The organism is Janibacter endophyticus (assembly GCF_016888335.1).
Taxonomy (GTDB): Bacteria; Actinomycetota; Actinomycetes; order Actinomycetales; family Dermatophilaceae; genus Marihabitans; species Marihabitans endophyticum.
On sequence record NZ_JAFEJG010000004.1, the window covers coordinates 2,436,167 to 2,456,278 of the forward strand.

Here is a 20,112-nt window from a genome sequence, read left to right on the forward strand (position 1 = left end):
CACGACCTCTCCACGGCGGTCACGGGCCGCGCGGGCGTAGCTCAATGGTAGAGCCCTAGTCTTCCAAACTAGCTACGCGGGTTCGATTCCCGTCGCCCGCTCCACCGACGAGATCCCTTGCCAGGCAAGGGATCTCGCCGTCGTTTGGAGGCCTCCCCCTTCGCAGGAGCCTTGGCTCGTGCGAGCGCCGAGCGGCCCCACCCCCCGCAGGAGCCTTGGCTCGTGCGAGCGCCGAGCGGCCCACCCCCCGCAGGAGCCTTGGCTCGTGCGAGCGCCGAGCGGCCCCACCCCCCGCAGGAGCCTTGGCTCGTGCGAAGGGGGGAGTCAGGCCGTGGGGGTGAGGCGGAACTCGTGGATCGTGCGCCCGGCGCGGGTCCCCTTGTCCTCGAAACCGTCGCTCGGCCGCCACAGCGGCCGCTCCCCCTCGACGACGTCGAACCCGCCGTGAGCCGCCACCTGCTCCCGGACGTGGTCCGCGTACACGGCGTGGTCCGTCGCGACGAGGAGGTGCCCTCCGGGGCGCAGCCGGGAGGCGACGAGGTCGAGGGTGGGCTGCTGGACGAGCCGCCGCTTGGCGTGCCGCGCCTTGGGCCACGGGTCGGGGAAGAAGAGGTGGACGGCCTCGAGCGAACCCTCGGGGATCGCGTCGTGGAGCAGGTCGAGCGCGTCGCCCCGGTGAACCCGCAGGTTCGTCAGCCCCTCCTCGTCGGCGGCCGCGAGCATCCGCGCGATGCCGGGGACGTGGACCTCGACCGCGAGGATGTCGTGCTCGGGGTGGGCCGCGGCGTAGGCCCTCGCGGCCGCGCCGTGGCCGGAGCCGATCTCGAGGACGAGCGGCGCCAGCCGCCCGAAGGCCTGCTCGCGGGCCGGCTCGTCGAGCAGGTGGGAGTCGATGCCGTAGCGCGGCATGAGGGTGGCCATCCGCTCGTCGGTCAGCGGGGAGGAGCGCCAGCGGGGCGTGAAGGTGCGGATCCGGGAGGCGTGCCGGCCGTTGCCGGCGAGCGGCCGGTCCTGCGGCGGCAGGCGAAGGGGGTCGCGCTCGGCGGGGTCGGCGGGCGTCTGGTCGTCTGCGGAGGTCATCGGGCGCCGATCCTACGCGGGCCCGCGGGCGCGTCAGTCGCGGCGCAGGAGGATCGCGGCGCGGTCGTCGCTGTCGCCCGAGCGTCCCTGGCGGACGAGCTCGGAGGTGAGGCCCTTGAGCCCGGCCCCGACCGACGCCTCGGCGCGGCCGAGCATCCAGTCGATGCCGTCGGCGACGTCGGCGGTGGGCGACTCGACGACCCCGTCGGTGTAGATGAGCAGGGCGTCGCCGTGGTCGAGACGGCCGGCGACCCTCGGGTACCGGGCGCTGTCGAGCAGGCCGAGCGCCGGACCGAGCGCGGCCGTCACCGTGACCCAGCGGCCGGCGGAGGCGTCGAACTGCACGGCCGGCGGGTGCCCGGCGTGACCGATGGAGTAGTCGCCGGTCGTGAGGTCGAGGTCGATGTGCACCGCGGTCGCGAAGCCCTCCTCCCAGCTCGCCCGTGCGAGGTAGGTGTTGGCCGCGCCGAGGAGCCCGTCCGCGTCCACCTGCCCGACGAGACCGCTCAGGGCCCCGGAGAGCGCCAGCGACCGGGTCGCGACCTTCTGCCCGTGACCGGCGACGTCGACGAGGATCACCTCGAGGCGGGTGCCGTCCTCGACGACGGCGATGTCGAAGTCGCCGGAGAAGGGCTGCCCGTGGGCGGTGGCGAACGCACGCTCGGCGAACCAGCCGTGCGGGAGCGCGGGGATGTTGCCCGCGGCGAAGAGCGTGTCCCGCAGCTCGGAGATCATCCGGTCACCGGTGAAGGCACCGACGCCGTGCCGCGAGCGGGAGAGCCCGCCGGCGAGCATGGCCCCCATCGTCACCCCGCAGGCGACCGGTCCCATGACGTACGGCTGGTCGGGGCCCCAGAGCATGACGCCGACGATGAGGAGGGTGATCACCGAGAAGGTGATGAGCATGGCGCGCAGCGGCAGGACCATGCCGCCGAGGACGATGAGCGGCACGAACGAGGCGACCGGGAGGAACTCGGGGACCTGCGGGTGCAGGACGACGAGGAGCACCGCCAGCCCGATGATCAGGGCAGAGCGCACGAAGGAGGTGGACCGGACCGCGACCCGCACCATCCCGTCACGTACGACCGGGAGGGCGGACCGTCCCGGGTACGAGGTTGCTGACATCACGAGGCCCCAGATCGTCGACAAAGCCGCAGGCCAGGAGGCTGCGGCGTACTCTGACCATAAGCCCTGGTCAGCGCAATATCACGATTCTTGACCAATTCATGGTCAAAGCGCCTCCCCTTGTCCAGGGTTGCGTCACACGGACGACGGCTGGGACCTGCCGCCGGCCTCGGCTCAGAGCTCCGGGAGCACCGACTCCTGCTCGTACCGGCTCACCATGTCGATGCGACGCTGGTGCCGCTCCTCGCCGGTGAAGTCGGTCGCGAGGAAGACCCGGACCATCTCCTTGGCCTCCTCGACGGACTGCATCCGGCCACCGATGGAGATGATCTGCGCGTCGTTGTGCTCGCGGGCCAGCTGGGCCAGCTCGGCGTTGTAGCACAGAGCCGCACGGATGCCCTCGACCTTGTTGGCCGCCATCTGCTCGCCGTTGCCCGAGCCGCCGAGGACGATCCCACGGCTGCCCGGCGAGGCGGCCACCCCCACGGCTGCCCGCAGGACGAAGACCGGGTAGTCGTCGACCGCGTCGTACTCGAAGGGGCCGTGGTTGACGACCTCGTGGCCCTCGGCCTCGAGGAAGGCGAGCAGCTCCTGGTGAAGCTCGAAGGCCGCGTGGTCGCCGCCGATGTGCACCTGCATGGCTGTCTGGGGTCCCTTCTCGTCAGACGTGGAAGATCGGGTCGCGGTCGCGCGTGCGCTTCAGCTCGAAGAAGCCGTCTGTGCCCGCGACCAGGACGCAACCGTCCCACAGCCGACCAGCGGCCTCACCCTGGGGGGCGGGGCTGACGACGGGGCCGAAGAAGCTCGATCCGGCGACGGTGATCGTCGGGGTGCCGACCTCGTCGCCGACGAGCTCGGTCACCCGCTGCTTCTTCTCGCGGAGGACCTCGTCGAGCGAGGCGTCGTCGCCGGCCGCCATGAGCTCGGCGGGCAGGCCGACCTCGGCGAGTGCCTCCGCGGTCACGGCGTCGAGGTCCTTGCGCTCCTGGTGGTGGATACGCTCCCCCAGCGCGTCGTAGAGCGGCTTGGCGACGTCGTCACCGTGCTCGGCGATGGCCCTCGCGAGCACCCGCGACATCGGGTGGATGCGCTCCTGGAACTCGCGGTACTCCTCGGGGATGTCCTTGTCCTCGTTGAGCGCCCAGAGGCTCATCTGGCGCCAGGTCACGTCGATGTCGCGGACCTGCTCCACCTCCATGATCCAGCGGGAGGCCATCCAGGCCCAGGGGCAGGCGGGGTCGAAGTAGAAGTGGACGGGCTCGGCAGTCATGCTCGCCAGTCTGGCACCCGATCGCTGTGGAACGATGCTCAGACCCCCCGCACCCTCGACCCCCCTGTCACGGAGGACCTGTGCCCGGCACGAACCTGACCCGCGAGGAGGCCGCGACCCGCGCCGACCTCGTCAGGGTGGACCGCTACGACGTCACGCTCGACCTCACCACCTCCGAGGAGACCTTCGCGACGACGTCGACGATCACCTTCTCCTGCACGACGCCGGGGGCGGAGACCTTCGTCGACTTCATCGGCGACTCTGTCGAGTCGATCACCCTCAACGACGTCGAGATCGACCCGGCGCAGGCCTACGTCGACTCGCGGGTTCGGGTCACCGGCCTGGCGGCCGACAACGTCCTGACGATCGTCGCCACGGGCCGGTACATGCACACGGGCGAGGGCCTGCACCGCTTCGTCGACCCGGTCGATGACGAGGTCTACCTCTACACGCAGTTCGAGGTGCCGGACAGCCGCCGCATGTACCCGGTCTTCGAGCAGCCCGACCTCAAGGCCTCCTTCGTCTTCGACGTCACGGCGCCCGCGCACTGGGAGCTCATCTCCAACTCGCCGACGCCGGAGCCCACGGTCGTCGGCGAAGGGGTGGCCCGCTGGGTCTTCGCGCCGACGGAGCGGATGAGCAGCTACATCACCGCCCTCGTGGCCGGTCCGTACGACGTCGTCCGCGACAGCGTGTCGACCCGGGCCGGAGAGGTCCCGCTCGGGCTCTACTGCCGCCGCTCGCTGAGCCAGCACCTCGACGCCGACAACCTCTTCGACCTCACGAAGCGCGGCTTCGCCTTCTTCGAGGAGGAGTTCGACGAGCCGTACGCCTTCGGCAAGTACGACCAGATCTTCACGCCGGAGTACAACGCCGGGGCGATGGAGAACGCCGGGTGCGTGACCCTGCACGAGATGTACGTCTTCCGCTCCAAGGTCCCCGACTCCCTCGTCGAGCGGCGCGCCCTCACCGTGCTCCACGAGCTCGCCCACATGTGGTTCGGCGACCTCGTGACGATGCGCTGGTGGAACGACCTGTGGCTCAACGAGTCGTTCGCCGAGTGGGCCAGCACGACCTGCCAGGCCGAGGCGACGCAGTGGGAGAGCGCCTGGACGACCTTCTCCACGCACGAGAAGTCGTGGGCCTACCGCCAGGACCAGCTGAGCACGACCCACCCGATCGTCGCGCCGATCCGTGACCTCGCCGACGTCGAGGTGAACTTCGACGGCATCACCTACGCCAAGGGCGCCTCGGTGCTCAAGCAGCTCGTCGCCTACGTCGGCCGCGACGCCTTCCGCGACGGCCTGCGCGCGTACTTCGCGAAGCACCGGTGGGGCAGCACGACGCTCGACGACCTGCTCGACGAGCTCGAGGCCACCTCCGGCCGCGACCTGCGCGCCTGGTCGGCGCTGTGGCTCGAGACGGCGGGCGTCAACACGCTGCGTCCCGTCGTCGAGACCGACGAGCGGGGCCTCATCACCTCCGCCCGCATCGAGCAGACCGCGATCGAGGAGCACCCGGCGCTGCGCCCGCACCGCCTCGCGGTCGGCACCTACGCCCTCGTCGACGGGGTCCTCACCCGCACCGAGCGGATCGAGCTCGACGTCGACGGTCCGGTCACCGAGGTCCCGCAGCTCGTCGGCACCGAGGTGCCCGACCTGCTCCTCGTCAACGACGACGACCTCGCCTACGCGAAGATCCGCCTCGACGCCCGCTCGCTCGCGACCTTCCGCAGCAGCCCGCGGGCCTTCGCCGACTCGCTGCCGGAGTCGCTGTGCCTCGCGAGCGCCTGGGACATGACCCGTGACGCCGAGATGGCGGCGAGCGAGTACGTCCCGATCGCGCTCGCGGCGCTCGAGGGCCAGAGCGACTCGACGCTGCTCAAGACCCTGCTCCTGCAGATCCGCACCGCCGTGCTCAGCTACTCGGCGCCGGCCGGCCGCGACGACCTGCGGGCCGAGGTCCGGGCGCGCATCGAGGAGCTCGCCCGCGCCGCCGCCCCCGCGAGCGACGCACAGCTCCAGCTCGTCACCGCCGTCGCGGACCTCACCGCGCCCGGCGACGACACGGCGTGGATCGCCGGCCTGCTCGACGGCACCGAGGTCGCCGAGGGTCTGGCCGTCGACACCGACATGCGCTGGACCCTGCTCACCGCCCTCGTCGCCGCCGGCGAGCGGGGACCCGAGGATGTCGACGCCGAGACCGCCCGAGACAACACCGCGACCGGCCGCGAGCGGGCCGCCCGGGCCCGCGCCGTCGCCCCCACGGCCGAGGCCAAGGAGGCCGCCTGGGCGGCCGGCGTCGAGGACCCCACGACCTCGAACTCCGTCGTCGACGCCCACGCCCTCGGCTTCGGCCGGGTCTCCGACACCGGGCTGCTCACCCCCTTCGTCGCTCGCTACCACGACGCCCTCGAGCGGATCTGGGCCGAGCGGACCCACGCGGTCGCGGAGAGCATCGCGATCCTCTTCTACCCGATGGCGCTCGCCGGTCCCGAGCTGCTCGCCGCCACCGACGTGTGGCTCGCCGAGCACCCGGACGCCCCGGCGGGCCTGCGCCGCACGGTCACCGAGCAGCGCGACGCGGTCGCGCGGGCGGTGGCCGCCCAGGAGCGTGACGGACGGTGAGCCTCGAGGTCACCGGCCAGGAGGCGTGGGAGTGGTTCAGCGGCGCGCCGCTGCGCATCCTCATCACGCTCGTCGCCGCTGTCGTCGTGCGCGGGCTGCTCGTGCGCGCGATCCGCGGCTTCGTCGAGCGGGCCGCCTCCGGCCGGCTGGCCGGTGAGCGCCACCGCCAGCGCACCCTGACCCTGGGGTCGCTGCTGCGCAGCATCGTCACCTTCACCGTGTCGGGCATCGCCGTGCTGACGATCATGGCGATCATCGGCATCCCGCTCGCACCGCTGCTCGCCTCGGCGGGCGTCGGCGGCGTGGCGCTCGGCTTCGGCGCGCAGAGCCTCGTCAAGGACTTCCTCTCCGGCGTCTTCATGATCCTCGAGGACCAGTACGGCGTCGGCGACGTCATCGACACCGGCGAGGCGGTCGGCACGGTCGAGGAGGTCAGCCTGCGCGTCACCCGGCTGCGCGACGCCCAGGGTGTCGTCTGGTACGTCCGCAACGGCGAGATCATCCGGATCGCCAACCGCTCGCAGGGCTGGTCGACGGCCACCGTCGACATCCCCTTCTCCTACCGCGAGGACGTCGACCGGGTCGGCGGGATCATCCGCGACGCGACCGCCGGCATGGCGGACGACGAGGAGTGGTCGGGCGCGCTGCTCGACCCGCCGCGGCTGCTCGGCGTCGAGTCGATCAGCGGCGGCACCGTGACGATGCGCGTGCTCGCGCGCTGCGCGCCCGACGAGCACTGGGGGGTGCAGCGCGAGATCCGGCGCCGGGTCAAGGACGCCTTCGACCGCGAAGGGGTGGACGGTCCCCCTTTCCCACCCGTCACCACCGCCTGACGTCCGCCTGAGAGACTGGCGGCATGTTCGCGCAGCCCGGTGAGACCTTCTACTCCCAGGTCGGTGGGCACGACACCTTCGTCGCCCTCGTCTCCGCCTTCTACGACGGGGTGCGGACCGACCCCGAGCTGCGCGCCCTCTACCCGGAGGAGGACCTCGGCCCCGCCGAGGTCCGGCTGCGCATGTTCCTCGAGCAGTACTTCGGCGGACCGTCGACGTACAACGAGCAGCGCGGCCACCCCCGGCTGCGGATGCGCCACGTCCCCTTCGCCGTCACCCTCGACATGCGCGACCGGTGGCTGCGCCACATGCTCGCCGCGATGGACCAGGTGGACCTGCCCGAGGCGCACGCCGAGGCGATGCGCGACTACTTCTTCCGGGCCGCGCACATGCTCGTCAACACCGACGACGAGGGCAACCGGATCTGACCCGCGGGTCGCATTTTGCGTGACCCTGCCCACGCTGCGACGATCACGATCATGACGTTTTCCCTGCGCACGACCCCCCTGCACGACGGCTCGCCCGCGGACGCGCCCTGGTGGCGCGACGCCGTGATCTACCAGGTCTACCCGCGCAGCTGGGCCGACAGCGACGGCGACGGTGTCGGTGACCTGCCCGGCATCACCGAGCGCCTGCCCCACCTCGCCGCGCTCGGCGTCGACGCCGTGTGGTTCTCCCCCTTCTACGTCTCGCCGCAGAACGACGGTGGCTACGACGTCGCCGACTACCGCGACATCGACCCGCTCTTCGGCACCCTCGACGACCTCGACGCGCTCATGACCCGTGCCGACGAGCTCGGCATCAAGGTCATCGTCGACCTCGTCCCCAACCACACGTCCTCGGAGCACGCGTGGTTCCAGGCCGCGCTAGCGGCCGGACCGGGCTCGCCCGAGCGGGAGCGCTACATGTTCCGCGAGGGCGCCGGCGACGGCAGCGAGCCGCCGAACGACTGGCGCTCGGTCTTCGGCGGCCAGGCCTGGTCCCGCGTCACCGAGGCCGACGGCTCACCGGGCCAGTGGTACCTGCACCTCTTCGACGTCACCCAGCCGGACCTCAGCTGGCAGAACCCGGAGGTCCGCGAGGAGTTCGAGTCGATCCTGCGCTTCTGGCTCGACCGTGGTGTCGCCGGCTTCCGGGTCGACGTCGCGCACGGGCTGATCAAGGCCGACGGGCTGCCCGACTACTCCCGTCGCGAGCACATGATCCAGGGCAACCACACCGCTGAGAGCCCCTACTGGGACCAGGACGAGGTGCACGAGATCTACCGCTCGTGGCGGCGGGTCGTCGACGAGTACTCCGACCCCCAGCGCATCCTCTGCGCCGAGGCGTGGGTCCAGCCGCTCGACCGGCTCGCCCGCTACGTGCGCCCCGACGAGATGCACCAGGCCTTCAACTTCGACTACCTCGACACCCACTGGGACGCCGAGACCCTGCGCGACGTCATCGAGGCCTCGCTCGAGGCCAACGACGCCGTCGGGGCTCCGGCCACGTGGGTGCTGAGCAACCACGACGTGCTCCGGCACGCGAGCCGATTCGGCATCGACCAGCACGGGGCGCGCCCCAACGGCATCGCCGCGGACGACCCTCAGCCCGACGCCGAGCTCGGCCTGCGCCGGGCCCGCGCCGCGACGACCCTCATGCTGGCGCTGCCCGGCGGTGCCTACGTCTACCAGGGCGAGGAGCTCGGCCTGCCCGAGCACACGACGCTGCCGCACGAGTACCGGCAGGACCCCACCTTCGTCCGCACCAAGGGCGAAGAGGTCGGCCGCGACGGCTGCCGCGTGCCCATGCCGTGGGCGAAGGGGGACCCGGCCTACGGCTTCAGCCCCACCGGGGAGAGCTGGCTGCCGCAGCCCGAGGTGTACGCCGAGCTCGCCGTGGACCAGCAGGACGGGGTGCCCGGGTCGACGCTCGAGCTCTACCGCTCGCTGCTGCGGCTGCGCAAGCAGCGCTGCCTCGGTCGCGGCTCGCTCGCCCACGTCGACGGCTACCCGGGCGACGTCGTCGCCTTCGTCATCGACGACCCGGCCGAGCGCACGCTCGTCGTGCTCAACACGGGCGAGGCGCCGGTCGAGCTGCCCGAGGGTGCCGAGGTGCTCGTCGCGTCCTACGACCTCGCGACCGGCGCGTCCGGCGAGGTTCCCGGCAACACCGCGGTCTGGGCCGCGCTCCCCCACGGGACGATCTGATGCTCTACGCGAGGCCCGGTCGGCCGGTCTCCGCCTTCGCGTACTTCGACGCCCCGACGCCGATCGGCCTCGCGCACCGGGGCGGGGCGGGCTTCGAGCCCAACGTGGGCCGGGAGAACACCGTCGCCGCCTTCCGGCGGGCCGTCGACATGGGCTACCGCTACCTCGAGACCGACGTCCACGCGACCTCGGACGGGCGGCTCGTCGCCTTCCACGACGACGTCCTCGACCGGGTGACCGACGGCAACGGTGCGCTCGCCGGGCTGCCGTGGTCGGACGTCGAGCAGGCCCGCACCCACGCCGGTGACGCGGTGCCGCTCATGGACGAGCTCTTCGAGACCTTCCCCGACGCCCGCTTCAACATCGACATCAAGGCACCGGGTGCGATCGCCCCTCTCGTCGAGGTGATCCGGCGGCACGACGCGATCGACCGGGTGTGCATCGGCTCGTTCTCCGACGAGCGGCTGCGCGCCGCGCGGCGTCTGCTCGGGCCACGGCTGGCCACATCGGCCGGGCCGGCCGGCGTCGCAGGGATGCGGCTGCTGCCCGGGCTGATCTCCCGGCTCATCCACTCCCCCGCGCAGGCCCTGCAGATCCCCGTCGACCGAGACGTCCGCGGGCGCAACATCACGCTCGTCACCCCGGCGCTGCTCCGCACCGCCCACGCGACGGGCAAGCAGGTCCACGTCTGGACCATCGACGACGCCGAGGAGATGCACCGCCTCCTCGACCTCGGCGTCGACGGCATCGTCACCGACCGGATCGACACCCTCCGCGACGTCCTCGAGGAGCGCGGCACCCCCCTCCGCTAACGGGTGAGCGCGGCGAGCACGTCCTCGACGGCGCCCGGGCGGCCGGCGACGCTCCACGTCGTGCCTCGGACGTCGAGCTGCACCGTGCGCCCGCCGACGGCCTCGACGAGCGCGGCGCCGGGCAGCCAGTCCCACTCGGGGACGAGCGCCTGGGCCCACACGCCGACCCGCCCCGCCGCCACCGCCGCGAGGTCGCACGAGCCGGAGCCGAGCAGGCGCACCGTCGCGGCCCCCTCGAGCATGCGCAGCCACGGGTCGCGCAGGTCCGGGTCCGCGAGCCTCGTCGGGTGGAGGTAGGTCGCGAGGCAGACCTTGGCGAGCGACAGGTCCGTGAGCGGCTCGAGCGGCGCACCGCGCAGCGTCGTCGGCAGCCCACGACCACCGAGCCAGGCCTCCCCCGTGACGGGCTGGTGGACCGCCCCGAGCACCACCCCGTCGTCGTCACGCAGGGCGAGCGCGCTGCACCAGTACGCCATCCCCGAGAGGAAGTTGTACGTCCCGTCCACCGGGTCGATGACCCAGGTGCGACCGGTCCCCGAAGGCGCCTCGGCGCCCTCCTCGCCGACGATCCCGTCGTCCGGGCGCAGGCGGCGCAGCGCCGCCACGACGAGCTCCTCGGCGGCATGGTCGGCGGCGGTGACGACATCGGAGATCGAGGTCTTGTGCTCGGCGGTGAGCCCCTCCTCGCGCATCCCGGCGGCGAGCGCGCCCGCCCGCCGGGTCAGCTCCGCCGCGAGGGCTGCGTCGGCGATGTCGTCGGGGATCGTCGTGGGGTCGGTGAGGGCAGCGCGGGTGTCCACACCCCCACCCTACGAAGGGGTGAGCGGCCACCCCTTCGCCCCTCAGCGGGCGAGCACGTAGCCGGCGCGCGACGAGAGCCGGACCCACGGCCCGCTCGCGTGCACCGCCACCGGCTCATCCCCCGGCGAGGTGCCGAGGAAGCCGAGGACGTGCATGCCGAAGGCGGCCCCCGACGGCACGGACGGACCGTCGGGGCCCTCGATCGGACGCCCCCAGACACGCGAGCGCAGCTGGGCCACCGCCGCCGACCCGGCTCCGTCCGGCGTCCCGGTGGCGACCTCGGCGATGCCCGCCGTCGCCGCCTCGTGCAGCCGCAGCGCCGGGACCACCCCGTGCAGCTGCCAGCCGGACCGGGGTGGGCTGACGGCGGCCCACGACGCGGCGACCTCGGTCGGGGGCACCGACAGCTCGGTCCCCTCGCCGCGGGCGAAGCGGTCGGTGAGCGAGGCGAGCGCGACGACCGTGTCGAGCGGCTCGGCGGGTCCGGCGAGGGCGAGGGTGCGCAGCCCGAGGACCAGGCCGGAGCGGGTGAGTCCGGCGCCCGGCAGGACGCACGCCCACACGGCGAGCACGCCCGCGTCACCAACCGGGACGGCCTGGAGGCGGGCCGCTCCGTCCTCGTCGTGGCGCTTCGCGCGGGCGACGTAGGTGCGCAGGTCGGCGGCCGTGCCCTCGTCGGCGAGGTGGAGGGTGCTCATCGCCGCCTCCTCAGGGCCACGGGCTCGGCCAGCCGCTCGCGCAGGGCGGCGCGCTCGACGTCAGGGATCCGGCGGGGCCGCTCGGTGGCGAGGTCGAAGGCGGCGAGCGTGGACTCGGCCCGGGCGTAGAGCCGCTCGCCCACGTCGGCGGGGTCGCGCACCTCGTAGCCGATGTCGAGGCTGGAGCCGCCGACCTTGCTGACCCACAGGTCGATCTGGACCGGCACAGACCGGTAGACGAGGGGGCGCAGGTACTCGATCTCCTGGCGGGCGACGATCACGCCACCCTCGAGCATGGTCTCCGAGCCCGAGCCGAACCACTGCGCGAAGGCGGTGATCCGCGCCTCCTCGAGCAGCCGGAGGTACTGGACGTTGTTGACGTGCCCGTAGGCGTCCATGTCGCTCCAGCGGAGCGGGACGAGGGTCGAGGTGATCGACATGGGGTCGATCCTCGCAGGCCGCTCAGGTGTAGTAGAGGGCGACCGGCAGCCCGTCGACCTCGACGACCTCGACCTCGGCGTCGTAGACGTCGCGCAGCACCTCGGTCGTCATGACCTCGGAGGCGGGGGCGTCGGCGACGATCCGCCCGTCGCGCATCGCGACGATCCGGTCGGCGTAGCGGGCTGCGAAGTTGATGTCGTGGAGCACGACGACGACCCGCTTGCCGAGGTCCTCGGCCATCCGCCGCACGAGCCGCATGATCTCGGCCATGTGCCGCAGGTCGAGGTTGTTCAGCGGCTCGTCGAGCAGGACGTAACGGGTGTCCTGGGCGAGCACCATGGCGATGTAGGCGCGCTGCCGCTGCCCGCCGGAGAGCTCGTCGAGGTAGCGGTCGAGGTAGGGCTCGAGCCCGAGGTACTCGATCGCCCGGTCGACGTGCTCGCGGCACTCGGCGGTGAGGCGGCCCTTCGAGTGGGGGAACCGGCCGAACTCGATGAGGTCGCGCACGGTGAGCCGCGCGGTGATGTGGTTGTCCTGGCGCAGCACCGCGAGGGTGCGCGCGAGGGTCATCGAGGGCTCGGTCCGCACGTCCATGCCGTCGATGTGCACGCTGCCCTCCTCCGGCGTGATGAGCCGGCCGATGATGCCGAGCAGGGTGGACTTGCCGGCACCGTTGGGACCGATGAGGGCGGTCACCCCTTCGTCGCCGAAGGTCGTCGTGCAGGCGTCGAGGACGGTGGTGCTGCCGTAGCGCTTGGTGACGGCGTCGAGGGTGATCATCGGGCTCCCTTGCGCAGGACGAGGTAGAGGAAGAAGAGACCGCCGGCGAACTCGATGATCTGCGCGAGCGCACCCCCGAAGCCGAGGAGGCGGTCGAGGACGAGCTGGGCACCGAGCAGCGAGAGCATGCCGAGCAGGACCGCGGTCGGCAGGGTCCAGGCGTGCCGGAAGGTACCTGCGTAGCTGTAGGCGAGGTTCGCGACGATGAGACCGAAGAAGAGGATCGGCCCGACGAGCGCGGTCGAGGCCGCGACCATGACCGAGACCGTGCCGAAGAGGATCATGACGACCCGGCGGTGCTCGACCCCGAGACCGACGGCGATCGGCTCGCCGAGGCTCAGGACGTCGAGGATCCGGGTCAGCGGCAGGACGGCCAGCACGGCGAGCACGACGAGGCCCGCCGTGAGCCACAGCAGCGTCCGGTCGGGGCGGGTGAGCGACGCGTACATCGTGTCGGTCAGGACCTGGAAGTCGAGCGGGTCGAGCATCCGCTGCATCCACTCGGTGAAGGCGCGGAAGAAGGTCCCGAGGACGATGCCGACGAGCAGCATGAGGTGGATCGAGCGGCGCCTGCCGCCGAACATCCAGGTGAAGAGCAGGACGCTGAAGGCGACCATGACGAGCACCTGCACCGCCCACAGCGTCACCTCGTCGGCACGCAGGAAGGCCGCGGACCCCGCCGCGAAGACGATGACCGTCGAGATGAGCATGTACAGCGCGTCGAAGCCCATGATCGACGGCGTGAGGATGCGGTTCTGCGTGATCGTGTGGAAGACGACGGTCGAGACACCGACCGCGACGGACACGACCGCCATGGCCATGAGCGTGCGCGAGCGGATCTTCAGCGCGTACGGGTACGACCCGGGCACGTCGGTGAGCAGGTAGAGGGCAGCGAGGACGACGACGGCCGCCGCGAGCACGCCTAGCCGGACAGCGGGGCGACGCCAGGCATCAGTGAGCACGGCTCCCCCTTCGCAGCAGGAGCCACAGGAAGAGCCCGGCGCCGATGATCCCGACGACGACCGACAGCGGGATCTCGTAGGGCTGCCGCACGGTCCGGGCGACGAGGTCGCAGGCGAGCAGGAAGCTCGCTCCGAGCCCGGCGACCCAGGGGATGGCCCGGCGCACGTTGTCACCGATGATCAGGCTGACGATGTTGGGCACGACGAGCCCGAGGAAGGGCAGCATGCCGGCGGTCACGAGGACGGCCGCGGTGATGACGGCGACGACGACCATGCCGAGCGCCACGACCTTGCGGTAGTCCAGACCGAGGCTCGTCGCGAAGTCCTCACCCATGCCGATGACGCTGAAGCGGTCGGCGGCGAACCACGCGACGATCGTCATCGCGCCGGCGAGCCAGACGAGCTCGTAGCGGCCCCTCATCACCCCGGCAAAGCTGCCCTGGCTCCACTGCGAGAGCGACTGCAGCAGGTCGAGCCGGTAGGCGAAGAAGGTCGTCACCGCGCCGACGACGCCCCCGAGCATGATGCCGACGAGCGGCACGAGGACGAGCTGGCGCACCGGCACGAACCGCACGACCCGCAGGAAGACCCACGTCCCGAGCAGCGCGAAGGCGGCGGCGACACCGGCCCGGCCCATGACCGAGATGCCCGGCAGGAAGATGATCGTGAGGAGCACGCCGAGCGAGGCGAACTCGGTGACCCCCGTCGTGCTCGGCTCGACGAACTTGTTGCGGACGAGCATCTGCATGATGAGCCCGGCGATGCCGAGCGACGCCCCGGTGAGCAGGACGGCGAGCGTGCGCGGGATCCGGGTGGTCAGGAGCAGGAAGGCGTCGTCGCCGGAGAGGTCTCGCAGGGCAGCGCCCAGCGACACCTCGGACGCGCCGATGACGAGGCTGAGCAGCGCGAGCGGCAGGAGCGAGCCGAAGACCGCCCCCGCCGCAAGCCGCTGCGTCACTTCTGGATCTGCAGGACGTCGTCGATCATCTTCTGCGTGGTCTCGAGGCCGCCGAAGACGACGTACCACGCCTGCGGGTCGAGGTAGACGATCTGGTCCTTCTGGGCCGCGGTGGTCTTGGCGACGACCTCGTTGTCGAGGACCTGGGCGGCGGGCTGAGACTTCGTGCCGTCCTCGGCGACACCACCGGTGGCGGCGTCACGGTCGACGACCCAGAGGTAGTCCGGGTTGTGCTCGAGGAGGAACTCGAAGGAGACCGGCTCGCCGTGGGTGGCGGCCTTGACGTCCTCGACGGCGGGCTGGACGCCGAAGGCGTCGTAGATCAGGCCGCCGCGGGCCGCGCGGGCGCCCTCTCCCTCGGAGGACGGGGCCATGGCGTTGACCTTGCCCCCGGTGACGAGGATGCCCAGGCCGGTGCCGGCCTTCTCGGCGACGGCCTTCGCCTCGGCGATGCCGGCGTTGACCTTCGCCAGCTCGGCCGTCGCCTTGTCCTCGGCGCCGAGGACCTCGCCGAGGAAGGTCGTGTTGCGCTCGAGGGTCTCGGTGAACCCATCGGCGAGCCCGAGGTCGATCGTCGGCGCGATCTCGGAGAGGTCGTCGTAGAGGGCCGCGGAGCGTCCGCCGATGATGATGAGGTCGGGCTCCTGAGCCTCGATCGCGGTGAGGTCGGCCTCGAAGAGCGTGCCGGCGTCGAACGCGTCCTCGGCGAGGCCGTCCTGGAGGTACTCGGGCACGTTCTCGAGCGGGGCGCCGTCGACCTCGCCGCCGAGCGCGGCGATGGTGTCGAGGCTGGCCATGTCGAAGGAGACGATCTTCTCCGGGTTCTTCGGGACCTCGACGGTGGTCTCCTCGAGCGCCGGCTCCTCGTCCTCGCCGGCGGTGTTGCGCTGCCAGGTCCACGAGACGGTCTCGCCGTCGGCGGCGCTGTCGCCGGCGGCGGCGCCTCCGCACGCGCTGAGGGCCAGGGTGGCGGCCGCAGCAGCGGCGAAGGGGGTGAGTCGGGTCTGGCGCATGGGTTCGGGTTCTCCTCGGTGGGGGGACGTGTGCAGTGCAAGGGTAGGCATACCTTAGTTATCCTGCCCTCACCGATCCAAACCGGGGTTGTCCACAGGGGCGGAGTCAGGGAGCCGGCGTCGTCGGCAGGCTCGCCTACGGTGGGCCCATGGCTGACTCTTCCTCCTCGTCCGGCACCGACGGCTCGGGCTCCGGCGCCGCGGCGCCCGGCCCGGACGTCTCCCCCGAGGTCGCCGCGGCCGCCCGGTCGGCGCTGGAGCGGCTCGTCGGCCGCGAGGGCGTCGACTTCCGCGACGGTCAGCTCGAGGCGATCGCTGCCCTCGTGCAGCACCGGCGCCGGGCGCTCGTCGTCCAGCGGACGGGCTGGGGCAAGTCGGCCGTCTACTTCGTCGCGGCCTCGCTCATGCGGGCGAAGGGGTCGGGTCCGGCACTCATCGTCTCGCCCCTCATCGCGCTCATGCGCGACCAGGTCGCGGCCGCGGAGCGGGCCGGGGTGCGGGCGGTGTCGATGAGCTCGGCGAACGCTCAGGAGTGGGACGACATCCGCCAGGCACTCGCCGAGGACACGATCGACGTGCTCCTCGTGAGCCCGGAGCGGCTCAACAACCCACGCTTCCGCGAGGAGCAGCTGCCCGACCTCGTGCGGCGGTGCGGCCTCGTCGTCGTCGACGAGGCGCACTGCATCTCCGACTGGGGCCATGACTTCCGGCCGGACTACCGGCGCATCGCCGACCTGCTGACCCGGCTGCCCGAGGGCACGCCGGTCCTCGCGACGACCGCGACGGCCAACGCCCGGGTCGTCGCCGACGTCGCCGAGCAGCTCGGCGCGGACGGGCACGAGGTGCTCACCGTGCGTGGCCCCCTCGCCCGGCGCTCGCTGCGGCTCGGCGTGCTGCCGGTCGCCGGCCCGGACCAGCACCTGGCCTGGCTCACGACGCACCTCGCCGAGCTGCCCGGCAGCGGCATCATCTACACGCTGACCGTCTCGGCGGCCGAGGATGTCGCCCGGGCGCTCAGCGACTCCGGCCACCAGGTCGCCTCGTACACGGGGCGCACCGACGCCGAGGACCGCGCCCGGCTCGAGGAGGCGCTGCGTCGTGACGAGGTCAAGGCGCTCGTCGCGACGAGCGCGCTCGGCATGGGCTTCGACAAGCCGGACCTCGGCTTCGTCATCCACCTCGGGGCGCCCTCCTCCCCCGTGGCGTACTACCAGCAGGTGGGTCGGGCCGGCCGCGCGACCGACCGGGCCGACGTCATCCTCCTGCCCGGGCACGACGACAGCTCGATCTGGTCGTACTTCGCCTCGGCGTCGATGCCGCGCGAGGACCAGGCCGAGGTCGTCCTGCGCACCCTCGCCGAGGCGGGCAAGGCGCTCTCGACCGCCGCGCTCGAGACGGTGGTCGACATCCGCCGGACGCGTCTCGAGCTGCTGCTCAAGGTCCTCGACGTCGACGGCGCGGTGAGCCGGGTCTCCGGCGGCTGGGTGAGCACGGGCGTGCCGTGGGAGTACGACGCCGAGCGCTATGCCCGCGTCGACCAGGCCCGCCGTGACGAGCAGGAGTCGATGCGGCGCTACCTCACCCTCACCACCTGCCGCATGGCCTTCCTCCAGGAGTGCCTCGACGACCCGAGCGCCGAGCCGTGCGGCCGGTGCGACGTCTGTGACCCCGGGTGGGTCCCCGCGGGCGTGGCCGCCGACGCCCGGAGCACGGCGCAGCAGGCGCTGCACCGCCCCGGCGTCCCGCTCGACCCGCGGGTCTCCTGGCCCACCGGCATGCCCCGCCTCGGCGTCGAGGTCAAGGGACGGATCCCCGTCGAGGAGCAGGTCGCCGAGGGGCGTGCGCTGGCCCGCACGACCGATCTCGGCTGGGGGCCGCGGGTCCGGGACGTGCTGGCGGCCGAGGACGCTCCTGTGCCCGACGGGATGACCCGGGCCCTCGTCGAGGTGCTCGCGGCCTGGCCGTGGGCGGAGCGGCCGGTCGGGGTCGTGGCGATCCCGTCCCGCTCGCACCCGCAGCTCGTCGGCTCGGTCGCGGCGCAGATCGCGCAGATCGGGCGGCTGCCGCTGCTCGGCGCCCTCGACCTCGTCGAGGGCGGTCCCGTCGGCGAGCCAGGGGGCAACTCCGCCTTCCGGCTCGCCGGGGTGTGGGACCGCTTCGCCGTCGGAGCCGATCTCGGGTCAGCCCTGGCGGCAGCCCAGGGGCCGGTGCTGCTCGTCGACGACGTCGTCCACTCCCGCTGGAGCCTCACCGTCGCCGGCCGTCTGCTCCGGCTCGCCGGCGCGCCCGCCGTCCTGCCGCTCACTCTCGGCATCGCCGGCTGAGCCCTCGCGCCGCCGGTGCGAGAGGTCGACGGTGACCATCGGCAGGAAGAGCTGGATCGTGGGTCCGATGAGGAGCGCGTAGAGCACGGTCCCGAGGCCCACGACACCGCCGAGCAGCCAGCCGAGGACGAGGACGGTGAGCTCGAGGCTGGTCCGCACGAGCCGGATCGACAGACCCGTGCGTCGGGAGATGCCGGTCATCAGCCCGTCCCGGGGGCCGGGACCGTACTGGCTGCCGATGTACAGCGCGCCGGCCAGGCCGTTGGCGAGGATGCCGCCGAGGAGGAGGACCCAGCGCCACGCGATGCCGTCCGGGGTGTCGAGCATCGCCAGCGTCGCGTCGGTGGCGACGCCGATGATGATCGTGTTGGCCACGGTGCCCAGGCCGGGCCACTGCCGCAGCGGGATCCACAGGAGCAGCACGACGACGCCCGTCACGATGACGACGGTGCCGAAGGAGAGGCCGGTCAGCTTCTGCACCCCGTCGTGGAAGACGTCCCACGGGTCGAGGCCCAGCTCGCTGCGCACGAGCATGCCCATGGCGAGGCCGTAGAGCCACAGCCCGACGAGCAGCTGGGCCGTCCGGCGACCCGTCCGGCCGGCGCGGATCTGCTCGATCGGGGTCATCGATTCGAGCGGGACGTTGCGCCGGGCGGCGCCGAGGAGTCGTGCGTGCATGACTCGATGATGCGGCCGAGCGGACTGTGCACAGAAGAGCCAATCGTGACAAAGTGGCTCACATGTCCCGGACCATATCGCCGTCGCGGCTCGCGACCCTCCTCGGGACGGCCGTCCATCGCGCTCCTGCATACCGCTCGCTCGCCGACGCGCTGCGCCTCCTCGTCGACGACGGACGCCTGCCCGCCGGAACCCGGCTGCCGAGCGAGCGCGCCCTCGCCGAGACGCTCGGGCTGAGCCGGGCCACCGTCACCCGCGCCTACGCCCTCCTCGCCGAGCGAGGGTACGCGCGCGCGCGCCGCGGCTCCGGGACCGTCACGGACCTGCCCGACGCCGCCGCTCGCGACGGCCGGGGCGCCCTGCTCCCGGCGAGCGGCATCGCCCCCGAGGGCGCCGACCCCATCGACCTCACCTGCGCCGCGCTCCCGCCACCCCCGCAGATGCACCCCGCCTACGAGCGCGCCCTCACCCGCTGGCCGACCTACCTCCAGGGGTCCGGCTACTACCCCCTCGGCGTGCCCGCGCTCCGCGAGGCCATCGCCGCCCGCTACACCGAGCGGGGCCTGCCGACGAACGCCGACGAGGTGATGATCACGAGCGGTGCGATCGGCGCGCACGCCATCACCGCGCGGGCCCACCTCCAGCGCGGGTCCCGCGTGCTCGTCGACTCGCCGACCTACCCCAACGGCATGGAGTCGCTGCGTGCCGACGGCTCCCGGCTCGTCGCCATGCCGCTCGACGACGACGGCTGGGACCTCGACGCCTGGGGGTCGGCCGCTGCGGCGACCGGCGCCCGGGCGGCGCTCCTCCTGCCGGACCACCAGAACCCCACCGGCCACCTCATGACCAGCGCCGACCGCGCCCGCCTGGGCCGCACCTTCACCCGGCACGGCATCCTCGCGATCGTCGACGAGACCCTCGCCGAGACGACCATCGACGCCCCCGAGGGCGGGCTGCCCGACCCCTTCGCCGCCCACCACCGCCGGACCGTCACGATCGGCGGCGCGAGCAAGAGCCACTGGTCCGGGCTGCGCGTCGGCTGGCTGCGCGTACCGGCCCCGCTCCTCGCCCCGCTCGCCGCCGCCCGCACCACCCTCGACCTCGGCTCCCCGGTGCTCGAGCAGCTCGCCCTCCTCGAGCTCATGAGCGACGACGAGGAGATCACCCGCGAACGCACGGCTCTTGCGCGCTCCCGCCGTGACGCGCTCGCGGGGGCGCTCGCCGAGCACCTTCCCCGATGGCGGTTCCGGCGCCCCGAGGGCGGGCTGTGCCTCTGGGTCACCCTCCCGGAGGCCGCATCGACCGCGCTGGCCGTGGCGGCCGAGCAGCACGGCGTCCTCGTCGCGCCGGGGCCGCGCTTCGCCCCGGAGCCCGGGCTCGAGCGTCACGTCCGCCTGCCCTTCACCCTGCCGGAGCCCACCCTCGTCGAGTCCGTCCGCAGGCTCGCCGCGGCCTGGGCCGAGCTCGACCCGGCGGCCGCTCCGCGGCGCGCGGCCCGCACCCCGCTCATCGCCTAGGCTC

At 72.7% G+C, this 20,112-nt stretch carries 18 protein-coding genes, 1 tRNA gene and 1 pseudogene; 8 read left to right on the forward strand and 12 right to left on the reverse strand.

The window, feature by feature from the left end; genetic code table 11:
• Positions 1-30: 30 nt before the first annotated feature.
• Positions 31-104, forward strand: a tRNA-Gly gene (locus JNO54_RS11680).
• A gap of 220 nt (positions 105-324) precedes the next feature.
• On the opposite strand, the gene trmB is transcribed toward JNO54_RS11680, so the two are convergent.
• The 4 genes from trmB to JNO54_RS11700 form a co-directional block, all read right to left on the reverse strand.
• Positions 325-1,080, reverse strand: a complete 756-nt coding sequence (trmB, locus tag JNO54_RS11685) for a tRNA (guanosine(46)-N7)-methyltransferase TrmB (RefSeq protein ID WP_204144052.1) — start codon at positions 1,078-1,080, stop codon at positions 325-327.
• 33 nt (positions 1,081-1,113) lie between these two features.
• The gene (locus JNO54_RS11690) at positions 1,114-2,205 is read right to left on the reverse strand and encodes a PP2C family protein-serine/threonine phosphatase (protein ID WP_204144053.1); all 1,092 of its coding nucleotides are present in this window, start codon (positions 2,203-2,205) and stop codon (positions 1,114-1,116) included.
• A gap of 174 nt (positions 2,206-2,379) precedes the next feature.
• Positions 2,380-2,844: a ribose-5-phosphate isomerase gene (locus tag JNO54_RS11695; RefSeq protein ID WP_204144054.1), complete on the reverse strand. Its 465-nt coding sequence runs from the start codon at positions 2,842-2,844 to the stop codon at positions 2,380-2,382.
• Between the two features lie 22 nt (positions 2,845-2,866).
• The gene (locus JNO54_RS11700; RefSeq protein WP_204144055.1) at positions 2,867-3,475 is read right to left on the reverse strand and encodes a mycothiol-dependent nitroreductase Rv2466c family protein; all 609 of its coding nucleotides are present in this window, start codon (positions 3,473-3,475) and stop codon (positions 2,867-2,869) included.
• A gap of 80 nt (positions 3,476-3,555) precedes the next feature.
• Between JNO54_RS11700 and pepN the strand changes: the two genes are divergently transcribed.
• The 5 genes from pepN to JNO54_RS11725 are packed head-to-tail and all read left to right on the forward strand — an operon-like array spanning position 3,556 to position 9,936.
• Complete coding sequence (pepN, locus tag JNO54_RS11705; RefSeq protein ID WP_204144056.1) at positions 3,556-6,102, forward strand: aminopeptidase N; 2,547 nt, start codon at positions 3,556-3,558, stop codon at positions 6,100-6,102.
• A complete protein-coding gene (locus tag JNO54_RS11710) occupies positions 6,099-6,935 on the forward strand; it encodes a mechanosensitive ion channel family protein (protein ID WP_204144057.1) in 837 nt (278 codons plus the stop codon). The genes pepN and JNO54_RS11710 overlap by 4 nt, the downstream gene beginning before the upstream one ends.
• 23 nt (positions 6,936-6,958) lie before the next feature.
• On the forward strand, positions 6,959-7,363 hold the full coding sequence (locus JNO54_RS11715) for a globin (protein ID WP_204144058.1): 405 nt from the start codon (positions 6,959-6,961) through the stop codon (positions 7,361-7,363).
• A gap of 51 nt (positions 7,364-7,414) precedes the next feature.
• Positions 7,415-9,124 carry a glycoside hydrolase family 13 protein gene (locus tag JNO54_RS11720; protein ID WP_204144059.1) on the forward strand — a complete coding sequence of 570 codons (1,710 nt, stop codon included), beginning with the start codon at positions 7,415-7,417 and terminating at the stop codon, positions 9,122-9,124.
• Entirely contained in the window at positions 9,124-9,936 is an 813-nt protein-coding gene (locus tag JNO54_RS11725) for a glycerophosphodiester phosphodiesterase family protein (protein WP_204144060.1), read from the forward strand. Before JNO54_RS11720 ends, JNO54_RS11725 begins: the two co-directional genes overlap by 1 nt.
• Here JNO54_RS11725 and JNO54_RS11730 read toward each other — a convergent pair.
• The 7 genes from JNO54_RS11730 to JNO54_RS11760 are packed head-to-tail and all read right to left on the reverse strand — an operon-like array spanning position 9,933 to position 15,589.
• Complete coding sequence (locus JNO54_RS11730) at positions 9,933-10,736, reverse strand: inositol monophosphatase family protein (RefSeq protein ID WP_307818192.1); 804 nt, start codon at positions 10,734-10,736, stop codon at positions 9,933-9,935. The two genes, JNO54_RS11725 and JNO54_RS11730, sit on opposite strands and share 4 nt — an antisense overlap.
• Positions 10,737-10,778: 42 nt before the next feature.
• Positions 10,779-11,435 (reverse strand): DUF8185 domain-containing protein, encoded by a 657-nt coding sequence (locus JNO54_RS11735; RefSeq protein ID WP_204144061.1) that lies wholly within the window; start codon positions 11,433-11,435, stop codon positions 10,779-10,781.
• The gene (locus tag JNO54_RS11740) at positions 11,432-11,875 is read right to left on the reverse strand and encodes an acyl-CoA thioesterase (RefSeq protein WP_204144062.1); all 444 of its coding nucleotides are present in this window, start codon (positions 11,873-11,875) and stop codon (positions 11,432-11,434) included. Before JNO54_RS11740 ends, JNO54_RS11735 begins: the two co-directional genes overlap by 4 nt.
• 22 nt (positions 11,876-11,897) lie before the next feature.
• Positions 11,898-12,656, reverse strand: coding sequence for an iron ABC transporter ATP-binding protein (locus JNO54_RS11745; protein ID WP_204144063.1), 759 nt, complete (start codon positions 12,654-12,656; stop codon positions 11,898-11,900).
• Complete coding sequence (locus JNO54_RS11750) at positions 12,653-13,618, reverse strand: iron chelate uptake ABC transporter family permease subunit (protein ID WP_307818193.1); 966 nt, start codon at positions 13,616-13,618, stop codon at positions 12,653-12,655. Before JNO54_RS11750 ends, JNO54_RS11745 begins: the two co-directional genes overlap by 4 nt.
• Positions 13,608-14,576 carry an ABC transporter permease gene (locus tag JNO54_RS11755; protein ID WP_307818195.1) on the reverse strand — a complete coding sequence of 323 codons (969 nt, stop codon included), beginning with the start codon at positions 14,574-14,576 and terminating at the stop codon, positions 13,608-13,610. Before JNO54_RS11755 ends, JNO54_RS11750 begins: the two co-directional genes overlap by 11 nt.
• Positions 14,573-15,589, reverse strand: coding sequence for a siderophore ABC transporter substrate-binding protein (locus JNO54_RS11760; RefSeq protein WP_204144064.1), 1,017 nt, complete (start codon positions 15,587-15,589; stop codon positions 14,573-14,575). Before JNO54_RS11760 ends, JNO54_RS11755 begins: the two co-directional genes overlap by 4 nt.
• 149 nt (positions 15,590-15,738) lie before the next feature.
• Here JNO54_RS11760 and JNO54_RS11765 point away from each other — a divergent pair, with 149 nt between their 5' ends.
• Positions 15,739-17,913, forward strand: coding sequence for a RecQ family ATP-dependent DNA helicase (locus JNO54_RS11765; protein WP_204144065.1), 2,175 nt, complete (start codon positions 15,739-15,741; stop codon positions 17,911-17,913).
• A 51-nt stretch (positions 17,914-17,964) separates the two neighbouring features.
• Here JNO54_RS11765 and yczE read toward each other — a convergent pair.
• Positions 17,965-18,723: pseudogene (gene yczE, locus JNO54_RS15125) on the reverse strand (membrane protein YczE); the annotation flags it as partial.
• Between yczE and yczR the strand changes: the two are divergent.
• Complete coding sequence (yczR, locus tag JNO54_RS11775) at positions 18,654-20,108, forward strand: MocR-like transcription factor YczR (protein WP_204144066.1); 1,455 nt, start codon at positions 18,654-18,656, stop codon at positions 20,106-20,108. The pseudogene yczE and the gene yczR sit on opposite strands and share 70 nt — an antisense overlap.
• Positions 20,109-20,112: the final 4 nt, after the last annotated feature.